25 protein-coding genes are annotated in these 26,115 nt (G+C 37.2%); 14 read left to right on the forward strand and 11 right to left on the reverse strand.

All coding sequences use genetic code 11. The features are described from left to right. Positions 1 to 37 precede the first annotated feature (37 nt). From CW736_RS01385 to CW736_RS01410, 6 genes are all read left to right on the forward strand, one after another. Complete coding sequence (locus CW736_RS01385; RefSeq protein WP_101012212.1) at positions 38 to 586, forward strand: hypothetical protein; 549 nt, start codon at positions 38 to 40, stop codon at positions 584 to 586. 10 nt (positions 587 to 596) lie between these two features. Continuing rightward, the gene (locus CW736_RS01390) at positions 597 to 1,439 is read left to right on the forward strand and encodes an alpha/beta fold hydrolase (RefSeq protein ID WP_232735384.1); all 843 of its coding nucleotides are present in this window, start codon (positions 597 to 599) and stop codon (positions 1,437 to 1,439) included. 95 nt (positions 1,440 to 1,534) lie between these two features. After that, entirely contained in the window at positions 1,535 to 2,557 is a 1,023-nt protein-coding gene (locus CW736_RS01395; RefSeq protein ID WP_101012213.1) for an AI-2E family transporter, read from the forward strand. A gap of 62 nt (positions 2,558 to 2,619) precedes the next feature. Beyond that, positions 2,620 to 3,162, forward strand: a complete 543-nt coding sequence (locus CW736_RS01400; RefSeq protein ID WP_101012214.1) for a ClpP family protease — start codon at positions 2,620 to 2,622, stop codon at positions 3,160 to 3,162. 272 nt (positions 3,163 to 3,434) lie between these two features. Further along, positions 3,435 to 3,851 carry a VOC family protein gene (locus CW736_RS01405; RefSeq protein ID WP_101012215.1) on the forward strand — a complete coding sequence of 139 codons (417 nt, stop codon included), beginning with the start codon at positions 3,435 to 3,437 and terminating at the stop codon, positions 3,849 to 3,851. After that, positions 3,848 to 4,261: a YkvA family protein gene (locus tag CW736_RS01410; RefSeq protein ID WP_101012216.1), complete on the forward strand. Its 414-nt coding sequence runs from the start codon at positions 3,848 to 3,850 to the stop codon at positions 4,259 to 4,261. The genes CW736_RS01405 and CW736_RS01410 overlap by 4 nt, the downstream gene beginning before the upstream one ends. Before the next feature lie 31 nt (positions 4,262 to 4,292). On the opposite strand, the gene CW736_RS01415 is transcribed toward CW736_RS01410, so the two are convergent. The 3 genes from CW736_RS01415 to CW736_RS01425 all read right to left on the reverse strand — a co-directional run bounded on the left by CW736_RS01415 (position 4,293) and on the right by CW736_RS01425 (position 11,024). Further along, a complete protein-coding gene (locus CW736_RS01415) occupies positions 4,293 to 5,933 on the reverse strand; it encodes an amidohydrolase (RefSeq protein WP_101012217.1) in 1,641 nt (546 codons plus the stop codon). A 333-nt stretch (positions 5,934 to 6,266) separates the two neighbouring features. Continuing rightward, positions 6,267 to 7,994 carry a hypothetical protein gene (locus CW736_RS01420; RefSeq protein ID WP_101012218.1) on the reverse strand — a complete coding sequence of 576 codons (1,728 nt, stop codon included), beginning with the start codon at positions 7,992 to 7,994 and terminating at the stop codon, positions 6,267 to 6,269. A 6-nt stretch (positions 7,995 to 8,000) separates the two neighbouring features. Beyond that, positions 8,001 to 11,024 (reverse strand): tetratricopeptide repeat protein, encoded by a 3,024-nt coding sequence (locus CW736_RS01425; protein WP_198519328.1) that lies wholly within the window; start codon positions 11,022 to 11,024, stop codon positions 8,001 to 8,003. Between the two features lie 125 nt (positions 11,025 to 11,149). On the opposite strand from CW736_RS01425, the gene CW736_RS01430 reads away from it, so the two are divergent. Genes CW736_RS01430 through CW736_RS01440 form a run of 3 tightly spaced genes read left to right on the forward strand, consistent with a single transcriptional unit; the run spans position 11,150 to position 13,892 of the window. After that, positions 11,150 to 11,833, forward strand: coding sequence for a cell division ATP-binding protein FtsE (locus tag CW736_RS01430; RefSeq protein WP_101012219.1), 684 nt, complete (start codon positions 11,150 to 11,152; stop codon positions 11,831 to 11,833). Beyond that, the gene (locus CW736_RS01435) at positions 11,830 to 12,951 is read left to right on the forward strand and encodes a glycosyltransferase (RefSeq protein WP_101012220.1); all 1,122 of its coding nucleotides are present in this window, start codon (positions 11,830 to 11,832) and stop codon (positions 12,949 to 12,951) included. Before CW736_RS01430 ends, CW736_RS01435 begins: the two co-directional genes overlap by 4 nt. A 20-nt stretch (positions 12,952 to 12,971) precedes the next feature. Next, a complete protein-coding gene (locus tag CW736_RS01440) occupies positions 12,972 to 13,892 on the forward strand; it encodes a glycosyltransferase family 2 protein (protein WP_262493807.1) in 921 nt (306 codons plus the stop codon). A 17-nt stretch (positions 13,893 to 13,909) separates the two neighbouring features. Here the strand turns inward: CW736_RS01440 and CW736_RS01445 are convergent, their stop codons facing one another. Both CW736_RS01445 and CW736_RS01450 read right to left on the reverse strand, forming a co-directional pair. Further along, the gene (locus CW736_RS01445) at positions 13,910 to 14,302 is read right to left on the reverse strand and encodes a sugar 3,4-ketoisomerase (protein ID WP_101012222.1); all 393 of its coding nucleotides are present in this window, start codon (positions 14,300 to 14,302) and stop codon (positions 13,910 to 13,912) included. Positions 14,303 to 14,317: 15 nt separating this feature from the next. Further along, on the reverse strand, positions 14,318 to 15,133 hold the full coding sequence (locus CW736_RS01450; RefSeq protein WP_101012223.1) for a glycosyltransferase family 2 protein: 816 nt from the start codon (positions 15,131 to 15,133) through the stop codon (positions 14,318 to 14,320). 31 nt (positions 15,134 to 15,164) lie between these two features. Here CW736_RS01450 and CW736_RS01455 point away from each other — a divergent pair, with 31 nt between their 5' ends. Beyond that, the gene (locus tag CW736_RS01455; protein ID WP_101012224.1) at positions 15,165 to 16,310 is read left to right on the forward strand and encodes a glycosyltransferase; all 1,146 of its coding nucleotides are present in this window, start codon (positions 15,165 to 15,167) and stop codon (positions 16,308 to 16,310) included. Between the two features lie 314 nt (positions 16,311 to 16,624). Here the strand turns inward: CW736_RS01455 and CW736_RS01460 are convergent, their stop codons facing one another. The 4 genes from CW736_RS01460 to recR all read right to left on the reverse strand — a co-directional run bounded on the left by CW736_RS01460 (position 16,625) and on the right by recR (position 20,322). After that, complete coding sequence (locus CW736_RS01460; protein WP_101012225.1) at positions 16,625 to 16,909, reverse strand: hypothetical protein; 285 nt, start codon at positions 16,907 to 16,909, stop codon at positions 16,625 to 16,627. A gap of 244 nt (positions 16,910 to 17,153) precedes the next feature. After that, the gene (locus CW736_RS01465) at positions 17,154 to 18,479 is read right to left on the reverse strand and encodes a dihydrolipoamide acetyltransferase family protein (RefSeq protein ID WP_101012226.1); all 1,326 of its coding nucleotides are present in this window, start codon (positions 18,477 to 18,479) and stop codon (positions 17,154 to 17,156) included. A 130-nt stretch (positions 18,480 to 18,609) separates the two neighbouring features. Beyond that, positions 18,610 to 19,701 carry a glycosyltransferase family 2 protein gene (locus CW736_RS01470; protein ID WP_101012227.1) on the reverse strand — a complete coding sequence of 364 codons (1,092 nt, stop codon included), beginning with the start codon at positions 19,699 to 19,701 and terminating at the stop codon, positions 18,610 to 18,612. 3 nt (positions 19,702 to 19,704) lie between these two features. After that, entirely contained in the window at positions 19,705 to 20,322 is a 618-nt protein-coding gene (recR, locus tag CW736_RS01475) for a recombination mediator RecR (RefSeq protein WP_101012228.1), read from the reverse strand. Positions 20,323 to 20,453: 131 nt separating this feature from the next. On the opposite strand from recR, the gene CW736_RS01480 reads away from it, so the two are divergent. After that, positions 20,454 to 20,846: a hypothetical protein gene (locus tag CW736_RS01480; protein WP_157810857.1), complete on the forward strand. Its 393-nt coding sequence runs from the start codon at positions 20,454 to 20,456 to the stop codon at positions 20,844 to 20,846. 268 nt (positions 20,847 to 21,114) lie between these two features. Here CW736_RS01480 and CW736_RS01485 read toward each other — a convergent pair whose 3' ends face one another. Continuing rightward, on the reverse strand, positions 21,115 to 21,654 hold the full coding sequence (locus tag CW736_RS01485; protein ID WP_101012230.1) for a DUF1599 domain-containing protein: 540 nt from the start codon (positions 21,652 to 21,654) through the stop codon (positions 21,115 to 21,117). Between the two features lie 218 nt (positions 21,655 to 21,872). On the opposite strand from CW736_RS01485, the gene folP reads away from it, so the two are divergent. The 3 genes from folP to CW736_RS01500 are packed head-to-tail and all read left to right on the forward strand — an operon-like array spanning position 21,873 to position 24,313. After that, positions 21,873 to 22,703, forward strand: coding sequence for a dihydropteroate synthase (gene folP, locus CW736_RS01490; RefSeq protein WP_101012231.1), 831 nt, complete (start codon positions 21,873 to 21,875; stop codon positions 22,701 to 22,703). A 15-nt stretch (positions 22,704 to 22,718) separates the two neighbouring features. Beyond that, positions 22,719 to 23,495 (forward strand): diadenylate cyclase CdaA, encoded by a 777-nt coding sequence (cdaA, locus tag CW736_RS01495; protein WP_101012232.1) that lies wholly within the window; start codon positions 22,719 to 22,721, stop codon positions 23,493 to 23,495. Continuing rightward, entirely contained in the window at positions 23,495 to 24,313 is an 819-nt protein-coding gene (locus tag CW736_RS01500; protein WP_101012233.1) for a DUF3667 domain-containing protein, read from the forward strand. Before cdaA ends, CW736_RS01500 begins: the two co-directional genes overlap by 1 nt. Here CW736_RS01500 and CW736_RS01505 read toward each other — a convergent pair. Then, entirely contained in the window at positions 24,310 to 26,115 is a 1,806-nt protein-coding gene (locus CW736_RS01505) for an ABC transporter ATP-binding protein (RefSeq protein WP_101012234.1), read from the reverse strand. The genes CW736_RS01500 and CW736_RS01505 overlap by 4 nt on opposite strands.

Raw genomic sequence — 26,115 nt, forward strand, 5'->3', positions numbered from 1 at the left:
GCGCAGCAATTGTAATTTTACACCTTTAAACAATAATATGAAGAAAGTAATCGCATTAGTAGCAGTAATCATTGTATTAGCTAGTTGCTCTAAAAGTCAGGATCCATTTGAATGGAATAAAGACCGTGTAGGCCATCTTACTAAAGGCATGAAAGTATTCCAACTGGATAGTCTTTATGCCAATGACAGTATCGTAAGACAATTAAAAGGCGATGAGTTTAGTAATGGGGCCAATCTGATCGAAATCTATGAAAAAGGTGGTGCTCATTTATTAACCCTTACTCCTAGTGAAGCTCTAGACAGCACAGCAACTATAGAAAACGTAATTATACGTGATGAGCGATTTACCACTATAAAAGGAATCACTAAAAACAGCAGTTACAAAGACATCAGTGCTGCCTACAAAATCAGTAGTGTAGATAACATGATCGATGATGCAGTCGTTTGGGTAAACGATGAGAATTTCTACTTCTCTATTTCTAAAGATAATTTACCTACCGATGTGAAATTTGACATCAGTGCTTCTATTGAAAAAACAATGATTCCAGAAGACGCAACACCTCAGTACATGTTTGTATCTTGGTAAGTTCTACTCCATGAAAAAAATATTTCAAAAAGCCATACCTAAACTGTATGGCTTTTATTTTAATACGTTACACCTATTCTCTAAAGAAAAGGCAGCAGCTGTTGCTCTTAAAGTTTTTAGCACTCCACGAAAGGGAAAGGTCCTGGACCACCAAAAAGATTTTCTTTCTACGGCAAGAACTCAGCAAATAGCCTTTGAAGACGGATTATTTATGTTGTACCACTGGAAAGGAACTGGGCCAACGGTCTTACTCAATCACGGTTGGGAATCCAACAGCTTTAGATGGAAATATCTTGTTGATCCTTTACGTAAATTAGACTACAACATCATTAGTATTGATGCTCCAGCACATGGAAATAGTGACGGGACTTTATTTACGGCTGTAAAGTATTCTAGGATCATCAAGACTACGATTGAATTATATGAACCACAAATAGTAATTGCTCATAGCGTAGGAGCCATGGCTACCATTTTTCAAGAGTCAAAAAACTCACATGCCTCTATAAAAAAATTAATCCTGCTGGGAAGCCCTAATAGACTAGAAGTAATCATGAAAGGTTATCAAGTCCTTGTAAGTTTTAATGATGCAGTCTACAAAAGCTTGAACCATTTACTAAAAAATAATTTTGGCTATTATATAAAAGACTTTAATGCCTCAGACTTTGCAAAAAAGGTGGCTATTCCAACATTAGTTGTTCATAACCCCAATGATCTTATTGTTCCTTTTGAGGCAATGAAAGAAATTGCATCAGCAATGCCTAATGCGATAACACACACCTCAGAAACTGGTGGTCACAGCTTATACACTCAAGAGGTTGTCGATGAAATAGTTAAGTTTTTAAAGAAGCCATAACTCCATTTGAATAAGTTCATTTATTATTCTTAATTCCTTAACTTTATGCTTATGAAGCTTAGAGCTTATCGAGGCCTTGCATAATCAACAACTATATGACTAGTCAGATACCTACTAACAAAACACGTCAGCTATTCATTCTGTTAGTTATTCTATGTATTCTTATCCTTATAGGAAAAGAATTAACTCCCTATTTAGGAGGGGTTTTAGGAGCTATCACCCTTTATGTATTATTAGAACCTTTACAAAAATGGCTGGAAGAAAGAAAATGGAAACCCGCTTTTGCCTCCTCTCTTCTGACCTCTTTATCCTTTGCAGTTATTCTATTACCCATTGCTGGAATAGCAGTAATGATGAGCGCAAAAGTAAAAACCACGTTAAAAAACAGCACTAATATAATAGATTCGGTTAAAACAGAAGTAGCTAAAACAGGAGACCTGATCGGTATTAATTTATCACAAAATATAAATTCTAGCGATGCGAGCAGCTGGATCTCTAAAAACATTCAGAACCTAGCAAGCTCCAGTCTAACGATGTTTATTTCTGCAGGAATCATGCTCTTCCTTTTATATTTCATGTTAGTCGAACGTGAAAAATGGCTCAAGGCAGCTGTTACTTACATGCCTCTAAATGAAAAAAATCTAAATATTATAGGAAGGGAAAGTATTGATTTGGTCAAATCTAATGCGATAGGAATTCCTTTAGTTGCTTTACTTCAAGGCGTAGTTGCCTTAGTGGGTTATTTTATTTTTGGTGTAGAAAACCCTTTCTTTTGGTTTTTCATTACAACCATAGGTAGTATGATCCCTATTGTAGGAACTGCAATAGGGATTTTACCAGTTTGCATATTATTGTTTTCTCAAGGGCATACCAGCGCGGCTATTGGGATTTTAATTTATGGACTGGTAGTGGTGGGGTCTACAGATAACCTCTTTAGGCTTGTTGTTCAAAAACGCCTTGCAGACGTGCATCCTCTAGTAACTCTTATTGGAGTTGTAGTAGGGGTACCTCTTTTCGGCTTTATAGGTCTTATTTTTGGACCGCTTCTGGTAAGTTTACTTTTACTATTAGTGAAAATATACAAAAATGAATATGGCCAACAAGAAGAGACGATATAGTCTTGTTAAATCATCTGTTTATTTTTTAAGTTTCCTTATTTTTAACCCCTAATAAAAATTGAATGAGTAAAGAATTAAAACTCCAAGATAAAATAGACCAAATTTACATAGAGCAACGCAAATTGTTCATTTGGGGAATGGTAGATGAGAAGACAGCCAGACACTGTGTTGATAGATTGTTATATCTAGATTCATTAAACAATGAAGAAATCACTTTTGTGATCAATAGCCCTGGTGGTTATGTCACTGCTGGATTTTCTATTTATGACACGATGAAAGAAATTAAGAGCCCTATAAGTACGGTATGTAGCGGACTTGCTGCTTCTATGGGATCCATATTGCTTTCTGGTGGTGAAAAAGGACGTCGATTGATTCAAAAACACGGTCGTGTCATGATACACCAGCCTAGTGGTGGTGCTCGTGGAACCAGCGCAGATATTGAAATTACCGCACATGAAATTCTTAAAACTAAAGAATTAAGTGCGCAATTACTTGCTGATAACTGTGGACAGACCTTTGATAAGGTAATGAAAGATTTTAATCGCGATTACTGGTTAGGAGCTGATGAAGCTGTTGCTTACGGAATCGTAGATGGTATTATATAAATAAAACATTACATATTCTAATGAGCCAGCTTATCTTTAAGCTGGCTTTTTATTTTAAAAAAAGTAATGATTAGAAACTTTGTTAATGCCTATTTCAGGACCCTATCCATTCTTTTTTTGGTCTTACTCTTTGGTTTTGGCTTATGTAGTAGAGGATAGAATGATTATTTAAGGTCATTAATACCACTAGCAGCTTATGAAATTTTACCTGTTCTTATAGGCAATATAGTTGTTGCAATTATTTATTTTTATATTCAGAAAAAAGAAATTAAATGAAACTAACTCCTTTCCACCTCGCCATTCCTGTTAAAGAAATCACGACCACTCGTGAATTTTATCGCGATACCTTAGGCTGCAAAGAAGGTCGCAGCTCTGATCATTGGGTAGACTTTGATTTTTTTGGACATCAACTTGTTATTCATGTGACCGAAGAAGCTCAAAAAGCGGCTGTAAATGCCGTAGATGGAAAAGCTGTTCCTGTTCCACATTTTGGTGTGGTTCTCGAGTGGGATATTTTTCACGCTTTCGCGAAAGCGGTAAAAGAAAAAGAAATTACTTTTATAATTGAACCGTACATACGATTTGAAGGACTGCCCGGCGAGCAGGCTACTATGTTCTTCCAAGATCCTAGCGGTAATTCATTAGAATTCAAATCTTTCAAGGACTTTAATCAAATATTTGCAACATGAGATTATTTAGAAAAAAAACAAGCCTACCAGACGAAGAATACACCCTTGACGCTGTAGATCAAACTACTCTAGCCGACGTAGATGATGCCATCGAAAAAGAAGAAAGCATCTCCAGCAAGATTGCCCATTCTGGCTTTCTAAAAAAATATGTCAAGCTCGCGCAAATCATGTTCATGATGATCAAAGATTTCCGAAAAGGAGTTTATAATAAAATCCCTTGGTTTACCATCGCTGCCATAACAACAGCACTATTGTATGTTTTTATGCCTATTGATTTGATTCCAGACTTTATTCCAGGGTTGGGTTTTATAGATGACCTCACCGTCTTGACTTTTGTAACCGGATGGATAGAGACCGATTTACACAAATACCTAGACTGGAAACTTAAAGAGAATAGCCCAACTGAATAATACCCAATACAACTGATTAAGATTGACGGTATTACTTAGCAGCATAGACAAGTTCGCCGTTAGAGTAAGTTGCGCGAACTTTCATTTGCGGTATTTTTTCTACCTCCACAGTCATTAAATCCTGATCCAATAGTATAAAATCGGCTGCTTTTCCTATTTCTAAGCTGCCTTTTTCCTTTTCTTCAAAATTAGAATAAGCCGCCCAAATGGTCATTCCTCTTAAGGCTTCTTCTCTAGAAAGTGCTTGATCTGCGAGGAACCCATTATCTGGATAACCGCTGGTATCTTTTCTAGAAACAGCTGCATAAAAGGTCAAAAATGGATTTACTTGTTCCACTGGATAATCTGTTCCTAATGCCAGCATTTTAGATTGTTGAAGTAGTTTCTTATAAGCATAAGCACCTTTGATGCGCTCTTCTCCTACTCGATCTTCTGCCCAATACATATCGCTGGTAGCGTGCGTAGGTTGAACTGAAGGTAAAATGTTTTCTTCATCAAACAAATCAAAGTCTGCAGGATCGACAATTTGTGCGTGTTCTACTCTCCATCTCCTGTTCTTTTGACCGCTTAACAAGTCTTTATAGGTTTTCAATACCACGTAGTTAGCGCTATCTCCTATAGCGTGCGTATTCATTTGATAATCTGTTGCAGCAATACGCTTTGCAATCCCTTCAATATCTTCTACGCTGCTCAACAAAGCGCCAAAATGATCCTGTCTGTCTGAATAAGATTCTTTCATGGCAGCACCACGACTTCCCAATGCACCGTCTGCATAAAACTTTACAGATCGCACATTTAATCGATCTGTTTTTACAATGCCTTTATTTAAATAATAATCAAGGTTCTCAGGAGTATTGCTGATCATCGCATAAACTTTCATCTTTAAAACTTTTGCTTGTTGAAGGCTGTCTATTAACTCAATGGTGGACCTCATCAATCCAGCATCATCTACTGTAGTAATCCCGTAACTGAAATTGATATCCTGCGCATCCATTAAAGCTTTTATATCTTCTTCAACGCTTGCAACAGGAAAAATATCTCTAACCAGTTTCATAGGGTTATCGACAAGAATTCCAGTTAGTTTTCCTTCCTTCTGTTCTATATCACCGCCAGAAAACGAGGTGTTGGTATCAATTCCAGCCATTTTTAAGGCCGTTTCGTTTACAATCATGGCGTGTCCATCGATTCTAGTTATGGCCACCGGAGTGTCTGGAAAGAGTTCGTTGAGTTCTTTATTAGTTGGGTATTCTTTAATCTCCCAATCGTTTTGATCCCAACCTCTACCTATAATAAAAGCTTTATTATTTGCTTTTTGAAATTCCTGAATTTTGTCCAGCACTTCTTGATAACTCTTAGTCTCCACTAGATCTACTCGTTGTACTTGCTGACCTAACCTGTAAAAGTGACAATGCGCATCTATCAATCCTGGATACATAAATTTTCCAGAAGCATCGACCGTTTTAGAAGCGATCAAATTTTGTTTGGCCAGCTCTTCTTGCGAGCCCATAAAAATGATTTTACCGTCTTTAACGGCTATTGCTGTAGCTTTAGAAAATGCATCATCTACGCTGTAAATCGTTGCGTTTTCAATTATAAGATCGGCAGTAGGTTGTGGTTCTTCTTGACAAGAAACCGTCAACATAATAACTAAGAGGAATAGAATTTTTTTCATGGTCTAAAAATAAGGCGTAAATTTTATTAAAGCAATTATTAGAAAAGTTTGTGCTTCTAATCAAAAACACATTTTAACCACTCCTTCCTCTAGTAACAGCATCTGACTGGTGTAGTTTTACAGAACGAAAGGAATGTATAGATGAGCAAAACAAAGGCTAATGAGTTTTGATCGCAAAGGTTTTGCAATTTTCGAATCTAGTGCGATTTCAAGAGGTAAGGTTGAAGTCTGCCCTTGGGAATAAAGCGGCATAAAAAAACTCACTACAAGTTTCTAGAGTGAGTTTTATATGGATTTACTTTTTATTTATTCCGCTTTCGCGAAAGCGAAACTTTAAAAATCAAATTTATAAACGGCTCCTCCCATAATCTGTAAATTCTGAACTGGATAGTCTAAATAATATTCATAGTTACCACCGGTTAGATTCTGACCTCGTAAGAATGCCGTTAATTTAGGATTGATCTTGTAATTGATATCTAGATTAAGGTCTATAAAAGAGTCCAAAGTTTCAGCTCCTACCCCGTTCCTAAAAGCCTCTCTTTGTCCTACAAAATATAGGGTTGTACCTATATTCCATTGATCAGTGATCTGGTAATTACCTACGAGATCTGCGGTGAATTCTGGCAAGTGAGACGCCACATTGTTAAAGGAATCGCCATTCTCTACTTCATAACTAAAACCGGTAGCGTTTAACGTCAGGTTGAAAGCTGTATTTACATCAAAACTTAAGCTGGCTCCGTATTGAGCTGTATTCAAATCAGCATATTGTGTGTAGAACACATTCCCATGTTGATAAGCTTCCACTCCTGTAGTGAATGTTGCTCCCGCATCTTTATTATAAAAATACCTGTCGTTTTCAATTTTATAACCACCGAATACTTGGTAACCAAAATTCTCTGAGAGTTTTCCTTTAAAACCTAATTGCGCATCTACTAATCTGTTGGTTGGGGCAACGTTAACTGCTGGTGCGAGAAACACATTCTCATTTGCAAATTGTTGAAGGGAGTTCATATCCAGTCCACCACCAATGGTCACATAAGGGATAAACATTTCTTCTACTACTATATAACTAGCAACAACATCTGGATAGACATATACATCACTTTCAGAAGCTTCGTTATTGTTTAGATAATTCACTGTTGCTCCTAACTTTACTTTATAGTTATCTCCATAAAGATGGATGGCTGGATTCAATCCCGCTTTTAAATAAGAATAGTTTTCTGGAGCTGGAATCAATCCTTGCGTATCAAAACTACCGCTCAAATAATCTACCTCTACTCCAAGGGCAACTTCAGTTTCCATAATATCAAAACCTAATTGAGGTAACGCACTAACACGTATCTCACTAGCGTCATAACTAGAAGTCGTTCCTCTTAGGTTGACATCGATATCCTTAAATACACCCTCAAAGAAAGTAGCCTTACCACCAAGACCGTAAGACAAATAGTTAAACCCTACATCCGTATCTTCTGTAAGTGGGTTGGTCGTATTCTCGTAATCTCCATACAAGTTAGCTCCTTGATACCTTGCACCAGCAGTAATTCCCCAGCTCATATCTCTGTTGCGCATCCCATAAGAAACATCTAGTGAGGTATCTGAATAAGAATCATCTGCAATAGCCTCATCTATACCCCCTTGAGAAGAGATGTGATTGAAGAAAACACCTAGATCGCTGTCTTTATCTACTTCAAAGTTAGCAGCAAATTCGCCCAATACATTTACATAATTACCAAGACCTAGTCTCGCGTAATTTTTAAAGTATTTAGCTCTCTTAGTAGGCTTTAATCTAGAAAGATTTCCTTTTGCAGGCGTAAAAGTACTGGCTACAGGAACTGAAAAGATACTATAGGTGACTGGTTGCTTTTTCACCTTAGTAGTGTCGCTAAAAGCAGGGTTGCTTTTTACTTTAAAAGCATCACTAATAGACGGATCATAAGGTTTAACAAGTGTGATCGTCCCACCGTTTAATCTATTTTCCTCTTCCTCTGTTGTTTGTGCTATTGCGATTGTTGCACTTAAAGCAATAGCAGCAAGAATGGTGTTTTTTATATTGAAATTCATTATTTGCTAGTTTTGACCTGTCGGTACGACAGATGAATTTGTTTTTGCAGCTTCAGTTTTGATTTTGGCAAGCTCATTTTGTGCTGTTACGACAACATCGGGATATTGCTTAAAATTGGCGATAACAGCATCAAGGATAGTGGTTGCATTAAGCGTTTGGTTCAGTGCGTAGTAGCTTTGCGCCATGAGCACCAAGCCTTTTGCACTCCATAATTTATAACCTCCATAGTTTTTACTCAATCCGTTTACCGTAGTAATTACAGCTTCGTGTTTTCCTTCTTTGTTTTCAAAATAAGCTTTGTAATAGGTAGCCTCTGCAGCAAGACTTCCAGTAGCCGTCTGTCTTACTTTTTCATAACCAGCTTTTGCTGCTGCCTCATTTCCTTGTTTCCAAGAAGATCGAGCGATGATGATCTCTGCATCAGACCTTACATTGTTTTCAATACTGGAATCGCTCAAGACTTTATTAGCATAGGTAACAGCATCTCCATACTTTTCTGTTTCATAATACGCCTTCATCAAGTTAGATTGTGCATAAATCACATTTTGAGGGAAGTCTGCTAATTGTTCGAGTTGCTTTAATACCGGAATCGCTTTTACGTAATCTTTTGTTCCCAAGTGTATTTCACTAAGTCTCGCTAGTGCTTGCTCGGTAAACTCGCTGCGCTCTTTACTGGTGACGTAGTCATAATGAACAATGCTTTCTGCCTTTTTATCTTGAGAAAATTGTGCCTGTGCCAGATAGAAATGAGCTTTTAAAGCATACTTCCCATTAGGAAATTGCTGTAAGTACTTTTTCATTTCCCGAGCCGTGCCGCTCATATCTCCTTGAATAAATGGCTGCTCTGCACTTTCATAAGCAGTATCATCCAGCTCATTATCAGTTATCTCTACTCCATCGAGACCTCTTACCCATACCGCATAATCATTTGTACGTCCTTGATCAATGTACACTTGTCTAGAACTACTGATGGCTTGTATTGCTTGTGGTGTGCCTGCATACTTCTCAGCAACTTGTTGGAACACCGTTAAGGAAACTTCTAATTTACCCTCATTATACAATTGCAATCCTTTACGCATCATCGCTTGTGAGGTGTAACTGCTGTTAGGATACTCACTGATGAGTTTGTCATAGGCAAGTACTCCTTTAACTGCTTGGTTGGTATTGATGTAGGTATTCCCTAATTCATACATGACATCATCCCGATAGCTCGAAGTTCTAAATTTGGTAATGAATTCTTCCAAATCTTCAATTTTGCGTTCATTCCTTTGAACAAAACCATAGGAAATTGCTTTTTGAAAAGCAGCATAGTCTGCATTGAAACCATTCATCTCTATTGCTTTATTATAAGCTTCCATGCCCGGCCAGTAATTCTTCGTTACAAAGTTAGCATCTCCTATTCTTAGGTAAGCATCGTTTAGACGCACACGATTATTTTTGGTTGAAGCTTGTTGGATATAATCTGTGAAAGAACTGATGGCTTCTTCATATTTTTTAAGCTTGAATTGGGTATACCCCATATCATAATTATATAAATCGTCTTCTTCTATAGAAGTGCGCATAGAACTCACCTTATTAAAATTGTCATACGCACCTACAAAGTCATTTAATTCATACATACTTTCCGCTTTCCAGAAAGCAGCCTTTTTCTTCAGTTCTGGGTCACTAATATATTCAACCGCCTTGTTCAGATTTGTTAACGCATCTCTATATGCACCAGCGGCATATAAATTAAGCCCATGGAATAAGGCTACTTTAGCATAAACCGCCTGGTTACCTTTTATTCTTCCGTCTTCTAATAACTTAAGAGCTTCTTCATAATTTTTTGAAGAGAAGTAAGAATCAATAAGAAACGCATTCATTTCTTCCTTTTTAACGCTATTAGGATAGGTCTCTAAATACGCAAGAATGACACCAGGCACACTATCGTAAGGGTTACCGTTTTCATAACTCAGCTTTGCGTAATTATAAGAAGCATCTTGAGAGATTTGATCATCAAGACCCATCTCACTTGCCTTTTTAAAAGCATTGAGCGCATCTTCATTACGGTTCAATTTGATATAGCTTTGCCCCAAATGATAGTAAGCGTTTTGAGCGGTAGCATTTACACCGTCTATGATCTTATTAAAAGTTTCTACGGCTTTCTCAAAGTCACCTTCCTTGTAATACGCGTATCCTAACTGATAGTAATCGTTATTATTCCAGCGCCCACGCACCCCTTTGTACTCTATGAGATAAGGTAGTGCCTCTTCATACTTTTCCTGATTAAAAAGTGACTGACCTATAATTCGGTTCAATTCTGATTGCTCGTTGCGATTAGATTTAGGCAATTGTGACTTTGCCAGCTCAATGGCTTTATCAAATCTTCCTAACTTATAATTTAAATCTGCTTGATAGTAAGAAAGTTTCTCATCTGTTTCTGGAGAAGATCCTACTTCATCAAAAAGATCACTTGCCTCTTGCAACTCGTCACTTTCATAAGCGATATACCCGAGATAATATTTTGCTTTGCTTCCATACTCGGGATCATCACTCACACGATTTAAGAACGGCTTGGCCTCATCATACTTTCTGGACTGCACTAAAGTGTAACCTGTATTAAAATAATAAGGATTGATTTGCTTTCGCGAAAGCGTTCCCGTATCCACCTTTTGATACCATGTAGCCGCTTTTCTATAATTACCATTATCAAAATAATAATCTGCCACATCTATAACCGCAGAGTTTCTCTTAGTTGAAGTAGGGTATTCTTCTACAAAACGCTCCACCAACTGGTCGGCATTACGCTGGTTGAGTCGTACAGCACAATTTGCTATATAGTAGGAAGCGTTACCTTTAACCACCTCATCTTTAGAAGACTGCATTGCTTTTTCAAAAAGTCGTTGTGCAGCGAGGTATTGATCTTCCTGATAAAGATCCAAGGCTTGATTGTAAGTCGCGAGATCATCAGTAAATATTTTGGACTGTTGTGCGTTAGTAATCGTAGTGAAGCTCAATACAAACAACAGTGCCATTGCTAGTTTTCTCATAATAAGAAGGATTCTAATTGTTAAAGTAAAATTATGATTTCCTGAGATAGAACGACTTAAAAGCTCATTAATTATTCATAATCTTATCCACATCTTGATTAACTTTACATCAAATTAACTTTTTTATGCCCAGTCACGTTTTATCATTAAGTAAAGTAGATGTTTTCCAGAAGGATAACCTCATTCTTAAAAATGTCAATTTAGAAATCGAGAAAGGTGAATTTGTTTACTTGATAGGTAAAACCGGTAGCGGTAAGAGCTCTTTAATGAAGACTTTATACGGTGATATCCCTCTTCAAAAAGGAGAAGGTATGATTGTTGATTTTGATTTAGCCCGCTTGCGCGAAAAGGAAATCCCACACCTGCGTCGCAAACTAGGCGTTGTTTTCCAAGACTTTAAGCTATTATCTGATCGCACTATCAACAATAATTTAAAGTTTGTTCTCGAGGCAACTGGATGGAAAGGAAAGAAAGAAATGATGATGCGCATAGAACAAGTTCTCGATAAAGTAGGGATGAAAACTAAAGGTTTTAAATACCCTCACGAACTTTCTGGTGGTGAACAGCAACGCGTAGCAATAGCTAGAGCATTACTCAACGAACCAGAATTAATCATTGCAGACGAGCCTACTGGAAATCTAGACCCACAAACCAGTGTGGAAATCATGGAGGTTTTACAACAAATCAATAAGAACGGAAATACAATTCTTATGGCTACTCACGATTATGCATTAATTCTTAAATATCCTTCTAAAACACTGAAGTGTGACGACGGAGAAATATTTGAGGTAGTACAAAAAGCCGTTTGAAACGCGAGCTGCATATCGTAAGTTTTGATATTCCGCTTCCAGCAAATTACGGGGGTGTTATCGATGTTTTTTATAAAATAAAGGCATTGTACGAGCAAGGGATTGAAATTACCCTGCACTGTTATCAATACAGTGACAGATCCCCTCAAGAAGAGCTTAACCACTACTGCAAGGAAGTTTTTTACTACCGCCGTAAAATAGGTTTCTACGGTATTTCTGCCAGCTTACCTTATATTGTTTATTCCAGAAGAAGTAAAAAACTACTTCATCGATTACAAAAGACATATGCTCCTATTTTATTTGAAGGCTTGCATACTTGTTATTACTTAAATCACAAGTCTTTAAAGAGTCATTTTAAAATAGTGAGATGTCATAATATCGAGCATGAATATTATAAAAAACTAGCTGAACACACTTCAAAGACAAAAAAAATCTATTTCCAAACAGAGAGCGATCGATTGCAACGCTATGAGACTGTTTTAGAAAATGCTCAAGTTTTAGCCACTATATCAGATGATGATCAAATTTATTTTGAGGCTAGATATGTGCAACCAGAAGTAAAAAAGGTGAATGCTTTTCATACGGATCAAGAAGTGACGAGTCTTTTAGGAAATGGAGATTACAGCTTATTTCATGGAAGTTTGAACGTGAGTGAAAACGACCATAGCGCTAGGTTTTTAATAGAGCATATTTTCAATGATTTGGATAATCAATTAATTATTGCCGGAAAAGAACCCTCTTTTGAACTACAAAAGCTCTGTGCTAAAAAAGATAATGTTACTTTAGTAAGCGATCCAGACTGGGACCAGTTAAACAACCTTATTGCAAACGCACATATTCATTTGATGCACGCGTCTCAAAAAAGCGGTTTAAAACTAAAATTATTAAAAGCATTATTCTCGGGAAGGCATGTGATTGCAAATAAAGACATGGCAACTGAAAAATCTATTTTTGATCATGTCGTTATAGCCAACTCTAATAAACAGTGGAAAGACGCCGTTTTAAAATTAATGAAGAAAAATTTCGACGAAGACCTATTAAAAGAACGTACCGCAACAATGATTGAATTTAAAAATGACAAAAGCCTGCACCTCCTAATAGACTCCATAACATTCTAACTATCAAAATACTCGTTCACATACCCCTTTATAATAAAGCAGCAACTGTATTGCAAGCTATAAATAGCGTATTGAGCCAGGAGTATACTAATTTTGATCTTTTAATCATCAATGATGGATCCACAGATCAAAGCTTAGAACTTGTGGAACATATGGAAAGTGACCGAGTTTTAATTCGCTCTCAAGAAAATCAAGGTGTAAGTACTACTCGTAATAACGCCTTACAATTTGCACGAGAAAACAATTACGACAGTATCGCTTTTTTAGACGCAGACGATTATTGGAGGCCCGATCACCTTTCCTTATTGGCCCTTCTATTTACCAAATTCCCAGCAGCTCAAGCTGTCGCTTCAAATTACAAATTAAAAAGATCTAATAACATATTAGAAACTAAGTGGAGTCATTTTGAAAATGAAAATGAACAGCTATTAGAACATTTTTTTGAACACAATTTCTTGAATAGTATTTTCACTTGTTCTACTTTAATGATCAAAACCGAAGCTATTGAAAAAGTAGGATTATTTAATAAGAGGTTGACTCATTTTGAAGACATCGACTGGTTTGTAAGGATAGGTATGAATTTGAACGTCGCTTTCAGTTTTCAAGTAACCGCGATTATCGATGAGTCTGCTGAAAATCGCTCTGATCAGACAGATATGAAAAACAGAGCATTACCTGACTTTTCATCTTATGAGGACGAAATTAAAAAACACAAAGGACTAGAAAAATACTTGGACTTGAATCGTTTTTCTATTGCACTCGCCTATAGAATGGAAAATGATATCAGAAATGCTACTTTGTACCAGCAAAAAATCAATTTAAAAAATTTAAGTACCAAACAACAAAAGCTCCTGCTAATGAGCAGGCTGCAGCTTAAATCCTTAAAACGCACCCAGAAGATTTTGGGAAATCTGGGATTGCATCTACGAGCTGGTGACTGATACCAGTAACATCAACTTTAAGATGACTTCGAATAGAAGACCTCTTTATCTCTGATATAATCTACCTCCTCAAATTCGTGAGAAGCCAGGACAAGACACATAGCTCCACTAGAAAAGTCAGACAGCTCTCTCCATATCATCGTTGGGATTAACAACCCCTTATTGGGCTTATTCAACCTGACGGTTTGCTTCTCCTTTCCATTATCTAATTCTACGGTAAAACTACCAGAAACGGCTATTAACAACTCCATACACTCTTTATGCGCATGGCCCCCACGATGGGAGTCGCTAGGAACGTCGTACAAATAATAAACACGCTGGATTTTATACGGAATAGTATCTTTTTCCAGTACGGCTAGATTACCTCTCGGATCTGTTATTTTAGGAATGTCTATGATTTTGTAATCCATTAATTTAAAGATTTGTTAATTTGATGATTTGAAATAATCCTGAGCTCCGTCTTGAAAAGTTTTTGTTTTATGTTTTAACTCAAAAAAAGAAGCTGCCAAGCCTTTTCTAAACAAAAAGAAACCATACTTCCATTTCATAAAAGTAATATTTCTTTTTAAGTAAGCTGCCAGGGCACCTCTTGCATAGATCAAACGATCACTAGTTACTTCCTCGCTAGAGTTCAGTGCTTTGTGTTTTACAATTGTTTTATTGACAAAATAAGGGGCTGAACCTTGACAAATCCCCTCCTTTAAAAACACAAAATTCTCGCTATCTTGAAATTGCGCCCCTAAACCAAATCTCTCGTCAAATCTTAATTTTTCACCTACCAAAGCTCTTTTAAACGTGATTTCTGGGGATAAAACACTACGCAAACTTCTGCTGTTGTGAGTTTGCTCTTTTAATGGATAATCCCAATACGGCTGCCCATTTTCAATAACTTCTGTTTGAAATGTGATGATGCTGTTCGGCACACTATTATGTGCATTTATAATATGTTTTATCGCATCTGGCATAACAATACAATCATCATCTAGAATCCAGCACAAGTCTTTATTACTGTTATCGATGGCAAGATTCCGACTTTTACTCAATCCGAATTGATTAACATTCATCACTTTGATATGTTCCCAGTCAGAGATTGCAGCATTTGCGTCTGTTTGATTGACCACAAGTATACTTGCCTTAACATCGGCAAGAGGTTGTTGAAACATGGATTCTAGAAAAGACAAGTCGCTGCGATTCATAGTCGCAATGAGAATTTCTAAATCTGTATTTTTATAACTGGGCAACTGCTTATCTTTACCTCAAAGATACTTCTATATGCGCATATTGCTGGTAGGTGAATACAGCGGTTTTCATAATGCCTTAAAACATGGACTACAACAATTAGGTCACGAAGTCACCCTTGTGGGCGATGGCGATGGGTTCAAACGCTTTCCTGTAGACATAGAAGTAGGCAGTTCCTATTTTGAACAAAGCTGGTTGCATCGCAAAATAAAAGTAGGCTGGTGGAAACTCACGGGTCGTAATTTAGAAGATCGCTTGAAGTTAGCCCGCTTTCGCGAAAGCGAGAACCGCTTGAAAAACCACGACATTATACAGTTTATTAACTCTAATCCATTTGGGTGCGAGCCTGATATAGAGAAAGTAATGATCGATTTCCTAATTGAACATAATACGTCATCATTTCTTATAGCTTGCGGCGATGATTATGAATATGCCAAATACCTGACCGAAGAACACCTAGGTTACAGCATCCTAGAAGTTGTAAAAAAGGATCCCAAAAATAAAAAAGAGCTCTTTCATACCTATAAATATTTGGGAGACGGCTATAGAGATAATTATTACAACATCTTAAAAGCATCAGAGAAAATCATTCCTAGTAATGTAGATTATGCGATGGCTTTAAAGAACCAAGAAAAAGCTACAGCGATCATTCCTGCTGCTATTAACTGTTCTAAATTCCAGTTACAACTCAACGAAAACATAGACTGTATCCATATTTTTATGGGGATTAACCGTGGAAATTATTGGAAAAAAGGAATCAATTATTTTGAGGAAGCACTAGAAATCATCCAAAAAAAATACGGAAACAAGGTGCAGGTTACTATAGCAGAAAGCCTTCCTTATCAAGAATACATCACAAGTTATAAGAGCGCACATATTTTACTGGATCAAGTACTTTGCTATGATCAAGGTTATAATGCACTAGAGGCAATGGCTCAAGGTAAGGCGGTCTTTTCTGGAGGTAGTGAGTTCTTTTTAAAAGCGCATCATTTAGATGCTATTCCCGTAATCGATGCACAACCAGATGTGACTTATTTAGTAGATCAACTGTCTTTGCTCATCGAGCAACCAGAAAAAATTCTTCAAATAGGAAGAGCCGCTAGAAAGCATGTGCTAGAACATCACGACAGTATCAAGATCGCAAATGCCTATGAACAACATTACCTTAACAGCTTTTAAATCAATTGATTACCTTCCCTATATGAATTAAATAAACCTTTATTTCTATGTGCACAATTATAAAGACATACGAGTGCCTTATAAGATAATGGACCTGCCGCTAGGTTGGTCATTAATATATTGTTTTGAAAGAAGGCTTTCCACCAGCGATCGTATAAAAGGCAGATCTCAATAAACAGCACACTACTCATAGTGATGTAGATAAGATGAAGCCTGTTCTAGCCTTTCTTTGAAGAAAATAAAAATAGTTAGTTGTGTGGATTATTTCCTGTAAGGTGTGAAAATCGAAATTTAATTCCGATTTCAGTATCGTACTACCTGTTTTTCCACTGTATATCCATACCAGAAAAGTCTTCACTGGTTTTTTGCTTAGCTTGTTTAGGAATCAAAAACTCAAACTCTAGTGCTACTTCAAGACCATCATCTAGATAGAACAACATAGTTTCTTCTCCTTCGTAATCACAAATCACAATAGCATGAATTTCATGAACCGCAAAGTATTCATCCTTTATTTCTTGAGGTTCTACAAACTCAAAAGAATGCAATACTTGTGCTCCTTTGAAATAATCTAATTGATCTAAGTAGAGGTCTTTTTCCATATCGCAAAGGTAAGATTTTAAGAGGTTGAAAAAGCTTGTTTAACTTAGAATCGACTGATATGCATTTATATTAATTCTTAACTGGCAAAGGCCAGTATACTAAATGGGTAAAATATAAAGACTTTATTGCGCTAGGTGTCCTCTTATTCTCTAGTAAAAAAGTAAGCCTAATAACTATCTGTCATAAAAAAAGCCAGTTCACAAGAACTGGCTTTAAATGTATACTGGATGTTCTTCTATTTTATTATACCGTACGGTTTACATCAAAAGCTTCTAGTAATTTTGCTACTCGTTGTACAAATTGTCCACCTAGTGCTCCGTTTACTACTCTATGATCGTAACTATGGGACAAGAACATTTTCATTCTTATACCTATAAAGTCTCCTTCTGGAGTTTCTACTACTGCAGGAACTTTTCTTATGGCTCCAAGAGCTAAGATTCCAACTTGTGGCTGATTGATTATAGGAGTTCCTAATACAGATCCAAAAGTACCTACATTAGTTACCGTATACGTTCCGCCTTGAGTATCGTCTGGTTTTAATTTACCTGTTCTTGATCTGTTTGCAAGATCATTTACTGATTTTGCCATTCCTACCAGGTTCAATTGATCTGCATTTTTGATCACAGGAACAATTAAGTTACCATTTGGTAAGGCAGCTGCCATCCCTAAATTGATATTTTTACGCTTGATGATTCTATCCCCATCAAGAGCGACATTCATCATTGGGAATTCTTTTAAAGCTTGGGCCACTGCTTCCATAAAAATAGGCGTAAAGGTCAAGTTTTCACCCTCTCTTTGTTTGAAGCCATCCTTATGTTTCTTTCTCCAGTTCCAGATGTTAGTAACATCACATTCTATAAAACTTTGAACATGCGCACTCGTTTGTACCGATGCTACCATGTGATGAGCGATGAGTTTCCCCATACGTGTCATTTCAATGATCTCATCTTCTCCATTAACAGAAACAGGAGCTGCAGTAGGAGCTTGTTTAGGAGCCGCAGCAGGTGATGCTGGAGATGCAGGGGCTGTAGAAGTAGTTGCTACTTTACCCGATTTCTTATCGGCTACATACTTTAAAATATCGTCTTTAGTAACACGACCATCTTTTCCTGTACCAGAAATAGCCTCTAATTCTGAAAGAGAGATTTGTTCTTGTTTGGCGATATTTTTTACAAGTGGCGAGTAAAAGGCATCACTATCTTCATAGTTCACACTTTCGGTCACTTGTTTGATTTGGTTTTCTACCTCAGCAGCAGCAGTGGTTACTTCTGGGGTGCTAGATGCTGATTCAGATGTTGCAGCAGCAGGAGCGTCTCCAGCGTCTTCTCCATCTATTTCTATAACAGCAATTGTCTGTCCCACCTGCACAAGGTCATCTACTTGAAATAATATTTCTACCAAGGTACCATTTACCTCGCTAGGCACTTCACTATCTACCTTATCAGTAGCTATTTCCAATACAGGCTCATCCATCTCGATGGTGTCGCCTACATTTTTAAGCCATGAAGTAATGGTAGCCTCTGCCACAGATTCTCCCATTTTAGGTAATTTCAATTCAAATTTTGCCATAACTTATCAGGTACTATAACGTTTTCAATTATTTTCAAAAGTACAAATTAAAGACTTTACAATTGCGAATTACTCATTGATATAGCAATATTTTAAGATTCGTTATCGATAGTCTAATGAATCTGCTTATCTATTGCATATTTTTTACCTCTCCACGGGAGGTATTGCTATCACTTCCTATATAAAAATCTCTTTTTTGTGATATAAATCTATAACTAAGCTTGGTGTTTTCAGACATGTACTCCATGATAGCTGTTATTTCTAAACTTTTCAAATCCCACCAAATTTGAAATCCTGTCACTTCCATACTTTTTAACTGCTCAAAGCTCCTACATGTCGTTTTATCTAATTGATAAGTATCGTCATCAGTAACTAAAACCACCTCTGTAAAGTTATTCCTGTTGGAGTTTTCTGAGTTCCTATTGAAAGTAATCATTCCTTTAATCAATAGATCAACGGCTTTTTTCTCTACTGCCGATTGCCTGAAATATTTATCATAAAACAACCCCATCGCACCATAAAACCTCTGGAGATACACCTTGTCCTTTACCGTGCTTTCTCCTTTGAAGTGAATCACTTTTTGATTTCCTAAGTAATAATTTTCATAGCCTTTTTGCAAGGCCGTATAACTCAAATCGATATCCTCACCATACATAAAATAACGCTCGTCAAAGCCACCACAATCATCATAGACTTTCTTATCACAAAACATAAAGGCTCCTACCAGCACGTCCACTTTTCCTCGCTGGTTTTGCTCGACTTCATGATAATAATAACCGCTGTTGTTACCCAATATTTTTTGCCTAGCCACCTTGGGTGTAGGAATGTGTCTTTTACTTTCTGGCAAGTAGGCTCCAGTTCCGTCTATAAGTTGGGTGCCTATAAAGCCTGCTTTGGGTTCCGCTTTCGCGAAAGCTAAACATTCTTCAAAAACCTTCTCCCCTACTATTGTATCTGGATTTAAAATACAGAGGTAAGTCCCTTGGGCTTGTGCTACGGCTATATTATTTCCTTTAGAAAAACCGTAATTCTCATCGTTTGCCATCACTTTTACACGACCTGAATAGACAGATGCTAACATCTCTAAACTGGAGTCTATAGAGTTATTGTCGGCAACGATGATTTCTGCATCTATGTTTTTTGTTGCTTTTAAAACGCTATAAATACACAGCTCTAAAAAAGCTGCAGTATTGTAATTGAGTATGACTATGGATAATTCCAAAGGCTAGTTTTTAAGCGAATTCTCGTAAGGAACCCGGTGCAAAATACTCCTTCCCAGGGTTACCTCATCAGCAAATTCCAGCTCGTCCCCTACGGCTATTCCTCTAGCGATGGTAGAAGTATTGACTTCTAGTCCATCGAGCTGTTTGAAAATATAAAAGTTAGTAGTGTCGCCTTCTATAGTGGGACTGAGTGCAAAAATTATTTCAGTAACTCCCGCATTCTTTACACGTTCTACCAGCGATCTTACTTTAAGGTCTTGCGGACCTATACCGTCCATAGGGCTTATTTTACCACCTAAAACATGATACAAACCTCGGTACTGACTCGTGTTTTCTATCGCCATCACATCTCTTATATCTTCTACCACACAAACGATGGTTTGATCGCGGCTATGACTGGCACAAATTTCGCAAATCTCTACATCGCTTACATTATGACACTGTTTGCAAAAGTTCAAATCGTGACGCATTCTTAACAATGCTTGAGAAAGCGCGTCTGTATTTTGTTCTGGCTGTCGCATGAGATGCAATACCAGTCGCAAAGCCGTGCGCTTGCCTATTCCTGGCAATTGTGATACTTGATCAACGGCTTCTTCTAAGATTTTGGAGGAAAAATTCATGAGTTGTAAATATAGAAAAGAGAATCCAGTGACAAGCCGTGAGTTGTGGATTTTTGAGTTATCTTATACCTTTTACACGCAACCATTTTATATTGCTTACATCTATACATAGAACTAAGAAAGATACAGGTATGAGACTCCGAATAGTAATGCTCATCTTTTTTACCGCCGTTATTCTAGGTTGCTCAAATAATGAAGAAGAAACAACTGCAGATTTAGAACTATACAACGACGGCACTATAAAAATATACTTGCTCAACATTACCGACAGCAGGTGTCCTAGTGACGCCATTTGTGTATGGCAGGGAAATGCCGAAGTCTTTTTAAGAATAGAAGACCCTACTACTTCCATAAATTATTCTCTGAACACTGCAGGGATCAACAACCCAAGCTTATCAGTATCTTATCCCAATGAAATTAACCTTCTCCAAAAGAATATTGTTTTGCAGGACGTGCAACCTGTGCCCCTTTCTAATACCACTTATCTGCTAAGTGATTACACAGTGACTCTTGATGTGAATTAAGAGGTGTTTTGATTATTCCAACCAAATCCAATTTTAACAAGAATGACAGACGAGACTGTCTTTACTCTTGTGCAAACACCCTTTGTCCTGCGTACATTTCTCGCAAGTGAATAATTAAGAGTAGGCTGTTAGATTTGTTTATATCAACTATATCTTTCAACCGTGAGAACATTTAAATATTATATAAATACAATACGAACACGTCTAATATTTTAGATCAATTCTCAAAAGAAGTTCCATAGCAATCGCTACCGCAATTTTACGATATTTAAGCTTTGCTCAAATGAATCATCGCAAAAACGGCGTAATTGATCATGTCTTGGTAATTCGCATCTATTCCTTCTGAGACTAGTGTCGCGCCTTTGTTATCCTCAATTTGTTTTACTCGTAGTAATTTTTGAAGAATTAAATCGGTTAAGGAGCTTACTCGCATATCTCTCCACGCCTCACCATAATCATGGTTTTTATCCATCATGAGTTGTTTAGTAACCGCCACATGATCATCGTACTGTTCCAGCGATTCTTCTAAAGATAAATCAGGTTGCTCTGACACTCCTTTATCTAATTGAATAAGCGCCATAATAGAATAATTGATGATCCCAATGAACTCGCTTTCTTGTCCTTCGTCTACTTTTGATTCGGCAAGAGTTTGTAAACCTCTTATGCGTTGTGCTTTGATAAAGATCTGATCGGTAAGTGATGGCAAACGCAATATGCGCCATGCGCTACCATAATCCTTCATTTTTTTAGAAAACAAATCACGACATTGTGTGATTACGGCATCATATTGCTGGCTGGTTTGCGACATAAGGGCTATAAATTTTGCGTAAATTTCGCCTTTAAAACTCAATAATCCCCATTGAAGTGATTTATACTTTTACTATTTGCTAAAAAAGGAACCTTTTTCGCCGCTTTTTTGTCATTTATAAAACTCATAGCGGTGCTATGCTTATTTAAAAAGACTTCAAATGAACAAAAAATGTTTAATTTTCGCTTTCCTATTAAAAGAATAAATCCCTTCATTTCATGGCAACTATAAATTGTGCAGGCGCACTTATCGACCTTTCTACCCCTCATGTGATGGGCATTGTCAACTGTACTCCCGACTCTTTTTACGATGGTGGAAAGCTTAAAAACGATGCCGCTATTTTGAACCAAGTAGAAAAAATGCTGGAAGATGGCGCCACATTTATAGATGTAGGTGGTTACAGCTCTAGACCTGACGGTACTGATATTTCTGTGAATGAAGAGTTGTCCAGAGTGTTACCCGTTCTTGATTTGATTACTTCTCGTTTTAAGGTTAAAGGTTTGAGTTGTGACAGCTTTCGCGAAAGCGTTATAGAAAAAGCTCTTCAACACGGTGCCAGTATCGTAAACGATATAAGCGCCGGTCTTTTATCGGAACCAATGCTTCAAACAGTGGGAAATGCAAAAGTTCCTTACATCATGATGCATATGCGTGGCACACCACAAACCATGAAAGCCATGACTAGTTATGAAAATATGACCGTAGAAATCAATCATTATTTTTCGGAGCGTATTGCTGCTGCAAGAGCTTGCGGCATCAACGACATTATCATTGATCCAGGTTTTGGCTTTGCAAAAACTCGTGAACAGAATTTTAAACTCTTATCTGATCTCGAGCTGTTACACGCACATCAAGTGCCTATTCTCGCAGGAGTCTCTCGTAAATCTATGATTTATAAAACCTTGGACATTACGGCACAAGAAGCCTTAAACGGCACCACAGCACTTCACATGGCTTGTTTACTAAAAGGTGCTAAAATCTTACGAGTTCACGATGTAAAAGAAGCTGTGGAAACTATACAACTGTATAAGGAGATACCGATAAATTAATTCTATTTTAGCTACATGGAACTTCCAGGATTTAGAATAATAGATTTAATAGACATATTGCTGGTCGCAGCAGTAGTTTTCTACCTCTACCGATTAGTTAAAGGAACTGCGGCGCTCAATATTTTTATAGGAATTTTTATCATCTACTTGATTTACCAACTGACTGTTTTTATGAAAATGGAAATGTTAAGCCAGGCTTTAGGCGCGGTTACTGGTGCTGGAGTAGTGGCCTTGATTGTCGTTTTCCAACAAGAAATAAGGCGCTTCTTATTGATGTTGGGTTCCACACAATTTACCTCTCGAAAACGGTTTTTTAAACAGTTGCGTATTTTTCAAGAAGAGCAGGATAACAACCATATAGTGGTTAATGAAATAGTAAAAGCTTGTGAGAAAATGAGCCTTACTAAAACAGGCGCTTTGATAGGTATTAAAAGAGATGGTTCTTTAGAATTTGTAAAAAACACTGGCGATCAACAGGATATTTTAGTCAACTCTTCTATCATACAAAGTATCTTTTATAAAAACAGCACCCTTCATGATGGAGCTGTGATCATAGAAGGAAACAAAATTACAGCGACTCGTGTTATTCTACCAGTTTCTGAAAACAGAAAAATACCTCAGCGTTTTGGCTTGCGACACAGAGCAGCTTTAGGCCTTACAGAACGCAGCAGCGCTATTGCGTTGATCGTAAGTGAAGAGACAGGACAAATCTCTTTAGTTCACGAAGGCGAGTTTGAAACCTTTACAGACACCAAACAACTTGCTGCCAAAATAAAATCCCATCTCGCTTAATGGAACGCCATTGTAAAAACTGTAGTGAATTGATTTATGCTGGAAAGAATTTCTGTTCTGGCTGCGGCGCAAAATGGCTGGAGAATCGCATAACGATCAAACAGGTAACTCGAGACTTTAGTGATCTATACTTAGGAATAGATACTAAATTTGCACGTACACTTATAGACCTTTTTAACCGACCCGAAGCCGTAATTACAGGTTATATGAATGGGCGTCGTGTTAATTATATGGACGCCATGCGCTATTTATTATTAGCTCTATTCGTGACAGGTATCTATACTTTTGTTCTTAAAAACACAGGTGCTTTTGATAATATTATCGCTTCTCAAGAAGCTGCATATGAGCAGTTGAACTACAGTGATGAGCAACTAGCAATGACTAAAAAGTTCAATGAGGAATACGGTCAATATTTCTTTGATTTCCAAGGATTCTTTTTATTGCTGACCATTCCGTTTTTGGCATTAGCTGCTAGAATTACCTTTTGGGGCAAGACGTATTTTAATTTTACAGAGCAAATGGTGTTCTATATGTATACCTATGGGCAATCTGTTATTGTAACCACGCCATTTACTATACTTATCATTTTGATATTCCCTAAGGCTGTTCTGTATTTAGGATTTGTAAGTTTCCCATTGATATACCTCTATAACATGTATTGTTATAAAAGGTGTTTTAAGCTAGACATTAAGACTACAATTTTAAAAACGTTGATTTCGTTTTTTGTTATATTGGGTTTATTTATGGCTATAATTTTTGTAGGTTTTATTATAGGAATTATAATTGGCATACTACTTAAAGCAACAGGACTTATTTAAGCCACCTCTTGCTTTAAAAACTGCACCTCGTATAGATTTTTATAATACCCATTTTCTTTTTCAAGAAGCTCATTGTGCGTGCCCATTTCTACGATCTCCCCTGCGTCCAACACAATAATTTTATCTGCTTTTTTTATGGTTGCCAGTCGGTGAGCGATAACTATGGAGGTACGTCCTTCGGTAATGATATCGGTAGCATCTTGGATCAATTGCTCACTATAAGAGTCTACAGAACTTGTGGCTTCATCAAGAATTAAAACGCTAGGATTAGACACATAAGCTCTTAGAAAAGCAATCAACTGACGCTGTCCAGAACTCAACATCACTCCTCGTTCCTTCACGTTGTATTGATAGCCATTAGGCAAGGTCATGATAAATTTATGAACCCCTATTTTCTTTGCAGCTTGTATCACATCTTCTTCCGTTATTTCTGGATTTTGAAGTGTAATATTGTTTAAAACAGTATCTGCAAACAAGAAAACGTCTTGCAGCACCACAGCTATTTGTGACCTGAGTGATGCTAATTGGTACGCTTTCGCGGAAGCGGAATCAATTAAAATCTCTCCACTGTTAATTTCATAGAAACGAGATAACAAATTGATGATCGTAGATTTCCCTGCTCCAGTGGCGCCGACTATAGCGACCGTTTCTCCTGCAGCTACATTAAAACTCAGGTTTTTCAAGACCAACTCATTTTCTACATAACCAAAATCTACATTTTTAAATTCGATGTTCCCTTGAAGATCTGAAGCGATCAATTCCCCATTATCTTCTATTTGAGATGTGGTATCCAAGATTCCAAAAACACGATTTGCAGCCACCATTCCCATTTGTAGGGTATTGAATTTATCGGCAATCTGTCGTAAAGGTCTAAAAAGCTTTTGAGAAAGATCAATAAACATCACGATGGTACCTATCTCTATCATTTTCACTTCAGCACCTATATTCATCACCACACCTATATATACGATAAGACCAATGGTGATACTAGAAGCCATCTCTGCAATAGGAAAGAAAATGGAGTTGTACCAAACCGTCTTTACCCAGGCAACTCTATGTTTGTTATTGATCTCTTTAAACTGCTCGTACTCCACTTTTTCACGGTTGAAGATTTGTACAATCTTCATTCCCGTCACTCGTTCTTGAACAAAAGAATTGAGATTACTTACTTGACTGCGCACTTCCTCAAAGGCTACTTTCATTGCTTTTTGAAAAACTCTAGTAGCATAAAGAATGAACGGCATAACAATCAATGCTATCAACGTGAGTGTCCAACTAGAATAAGCCATAAAAATAAGGACAACTACCATTTTTAATAAGTCTGAGATGATCACAAATAGTCCCTGAGAAAAAATACTAGCAATAGTTTCAATATCACTCACCGCTCTAGTCACTAATTTCCCTACAGCACTTTTATCAAAATACTGCATTTTGAACCCCATCATGTGATTGAAAAGCTTCAACCTTAAATCTCTAATCACTTGCTGTCCCAACCAGTTAGCATAATAGATAAAACTGAGTTGTAAAAGCACTTCTGCTACAAGAACTGCAATCATCAATACCATGAGCCCTATAAAACCGCCATATTCTATACCCATAATGGTGTTGAGCCCATCAAATTCTCTCGTGATAATGTGATTATCTATTGCAACCTTAATTAAATAAGGCATTCCTATGGCAACAATAGCTATCAAAATGGCACTAAGGGCCACAAAGTAATAGGTAAGTCGGTAGGGTCTTGTAAAAGACAGTAGCCTTTTAAAAACCCCTAAGTTAAAAGCGTTACCTGAAGTTGATGCCAT

Source organism: Nonlabens sp. MB-3u-79 (assembly GCF_002831625.1).
GTDB lineage: Bacteria > Bacteroidota > Bacteroidia > Flavobacteriales > Flavobacteriaceae > Nonlabens.

Bases quoted from the DNA above. Each gene is read 5' to 3' on its own strand.
- CW736_RS01420 (WP_101012218.1), bottom strand. From the start codon at position 7,994: ATGAATTTCAATATAAAAAACACCATTCTTGCTGCTATTGCTTTAAGT.
- CW736_RS01505 (WP_101012234.1), bottom strand. From the start codon at position 26,115: ATGGCATCAACTTCAGGTAACGCTTTTAACTTAGGGGTTTTTAAAAGG.
- folP (WP_101012231.1), top strand. From the start codon at position 21,873: ATGGCAACTATAAATTGTGCAGGCGCACTTATCGACCTTTCTACCCCT.
- cdaA (WP_101012232.1), top strand. From the start codon at position 22,719: ATGGAACTTCCAGGATTTAGAATAATAGATTTAATAGACATATTGCTG.
- CW736_RS01500 (WP_101012233.1), top strand. From the start codon at position 23,495: ATGGAACGCCATTGTAAAAACTGTAGTGAATTGATTTATGCTGGAAAG.
- CW736_RS01385 (WP_101012212.1), top strand. From the start codon at position 38: ATGAAGAAAGTAATCGCATTAGTAGCAGTAATCATTGTATTAGCTAGT.
- CW736_RS01485 (WP_101012230.1), bottom strand. From the start codon at position 21,654: ATGTCGCAAACCAGCCAGCAATATGATGCCGTAATCACACAATGTCGT.
- CW736_RS01430 (WP_101012219.1), top strand. From the start codon at position 11,150: ATGCCCAGTCACGTTTTATCATTAAGTAAAGTAGATGTTTTCCAGAAG.
- CW736_RS01445 (WP_101012222.1), bottom strand. From the start codon at position 14,302: ATGGATTACAAAATCATAGACATTCCTAAAATAACAGATCCGAGAGGT.
- CW736_RS01455 (WP_101012224.1), top strand. From the start codon at position 15,165: ATGCGCATATTGCTGGTAGGTGAATACAGCGGTTTTCATAATGCCTTA.
- CW736_RS01390 (WP_232735384.1), top strand. From the start codon at position 597: ATGAAAAAAATATTTCAAAAAGCCATACCTAAACTGTATGGCTTTTAT.
- CW736_RS01415 (WP_101012217.1), bottom strand. From the start codon at position 5,933: ATGAAAAAAATTCTATTCCTCTTAGTTATTATGTTGACGGTTTCTTGT.
- CW736_RS01460 (WP_101012225.1), bottom strand. From the start codon at position 16,909: ATGGAAAAAGACCTCTACTTAGATCAATTAGATTATTTCAAAGGAGCA.
- CW736_RS01465 (WP_101012226.1), bottom strand. From the start codon at position 18,479: ATGGCAAAATTTGAATTGAAATTACCTAAAATGGGAGAATCTGTGGCA.
- CW736_RS01400 (WP_101012214.1), top strand. From the start codon at position 2,620: ATGAGTAAAGAATTAAAACTCCAAGATAAAATAGACCAAATTTACATA.
- CW736_RS01425 (WP_198519328.1), bottom strand. From the start codon at position 11,024: ATGAGAAAACTAGCAATGGCACTGTTGTTTGTATTGAGCTTCACTACG.
- recR (WP_101012228.1), bottom strand. From the start codon at position 20,322: ATGAATTTTTCCTCCAAAATCTTAGAAGAAGCCGTTGATCAAGTATCA.
- CW736_RS01410 (WP_101012216.1), top strand. From the start codon at position 3,848: ATGAGATTATTTAGAAAAAAAACAAGCCTACCAGACGAAGAATACACC.
- CW736_RS01405 (WP_101012215.1), top strand. From the start codon at position 3,435: ATGAAACTAACTCCTTTCCACCTCGCCATTCCTGTTAAAGAAATCACG.
- CW736_RS01480 (WP_157810857.1), top strand. From the start codon at position 20,454: ATGAGACTCCGAATAGTAATGCTCATCTTTTTTACCGCCGTTATTCTA.
- CW736_RS01395 (WP_101012213.1), top strand. From the start codon at position 1,535: ATGACTAGTCAGATACCTACTAACAAAACACGTCAGCTATTCATTCTG.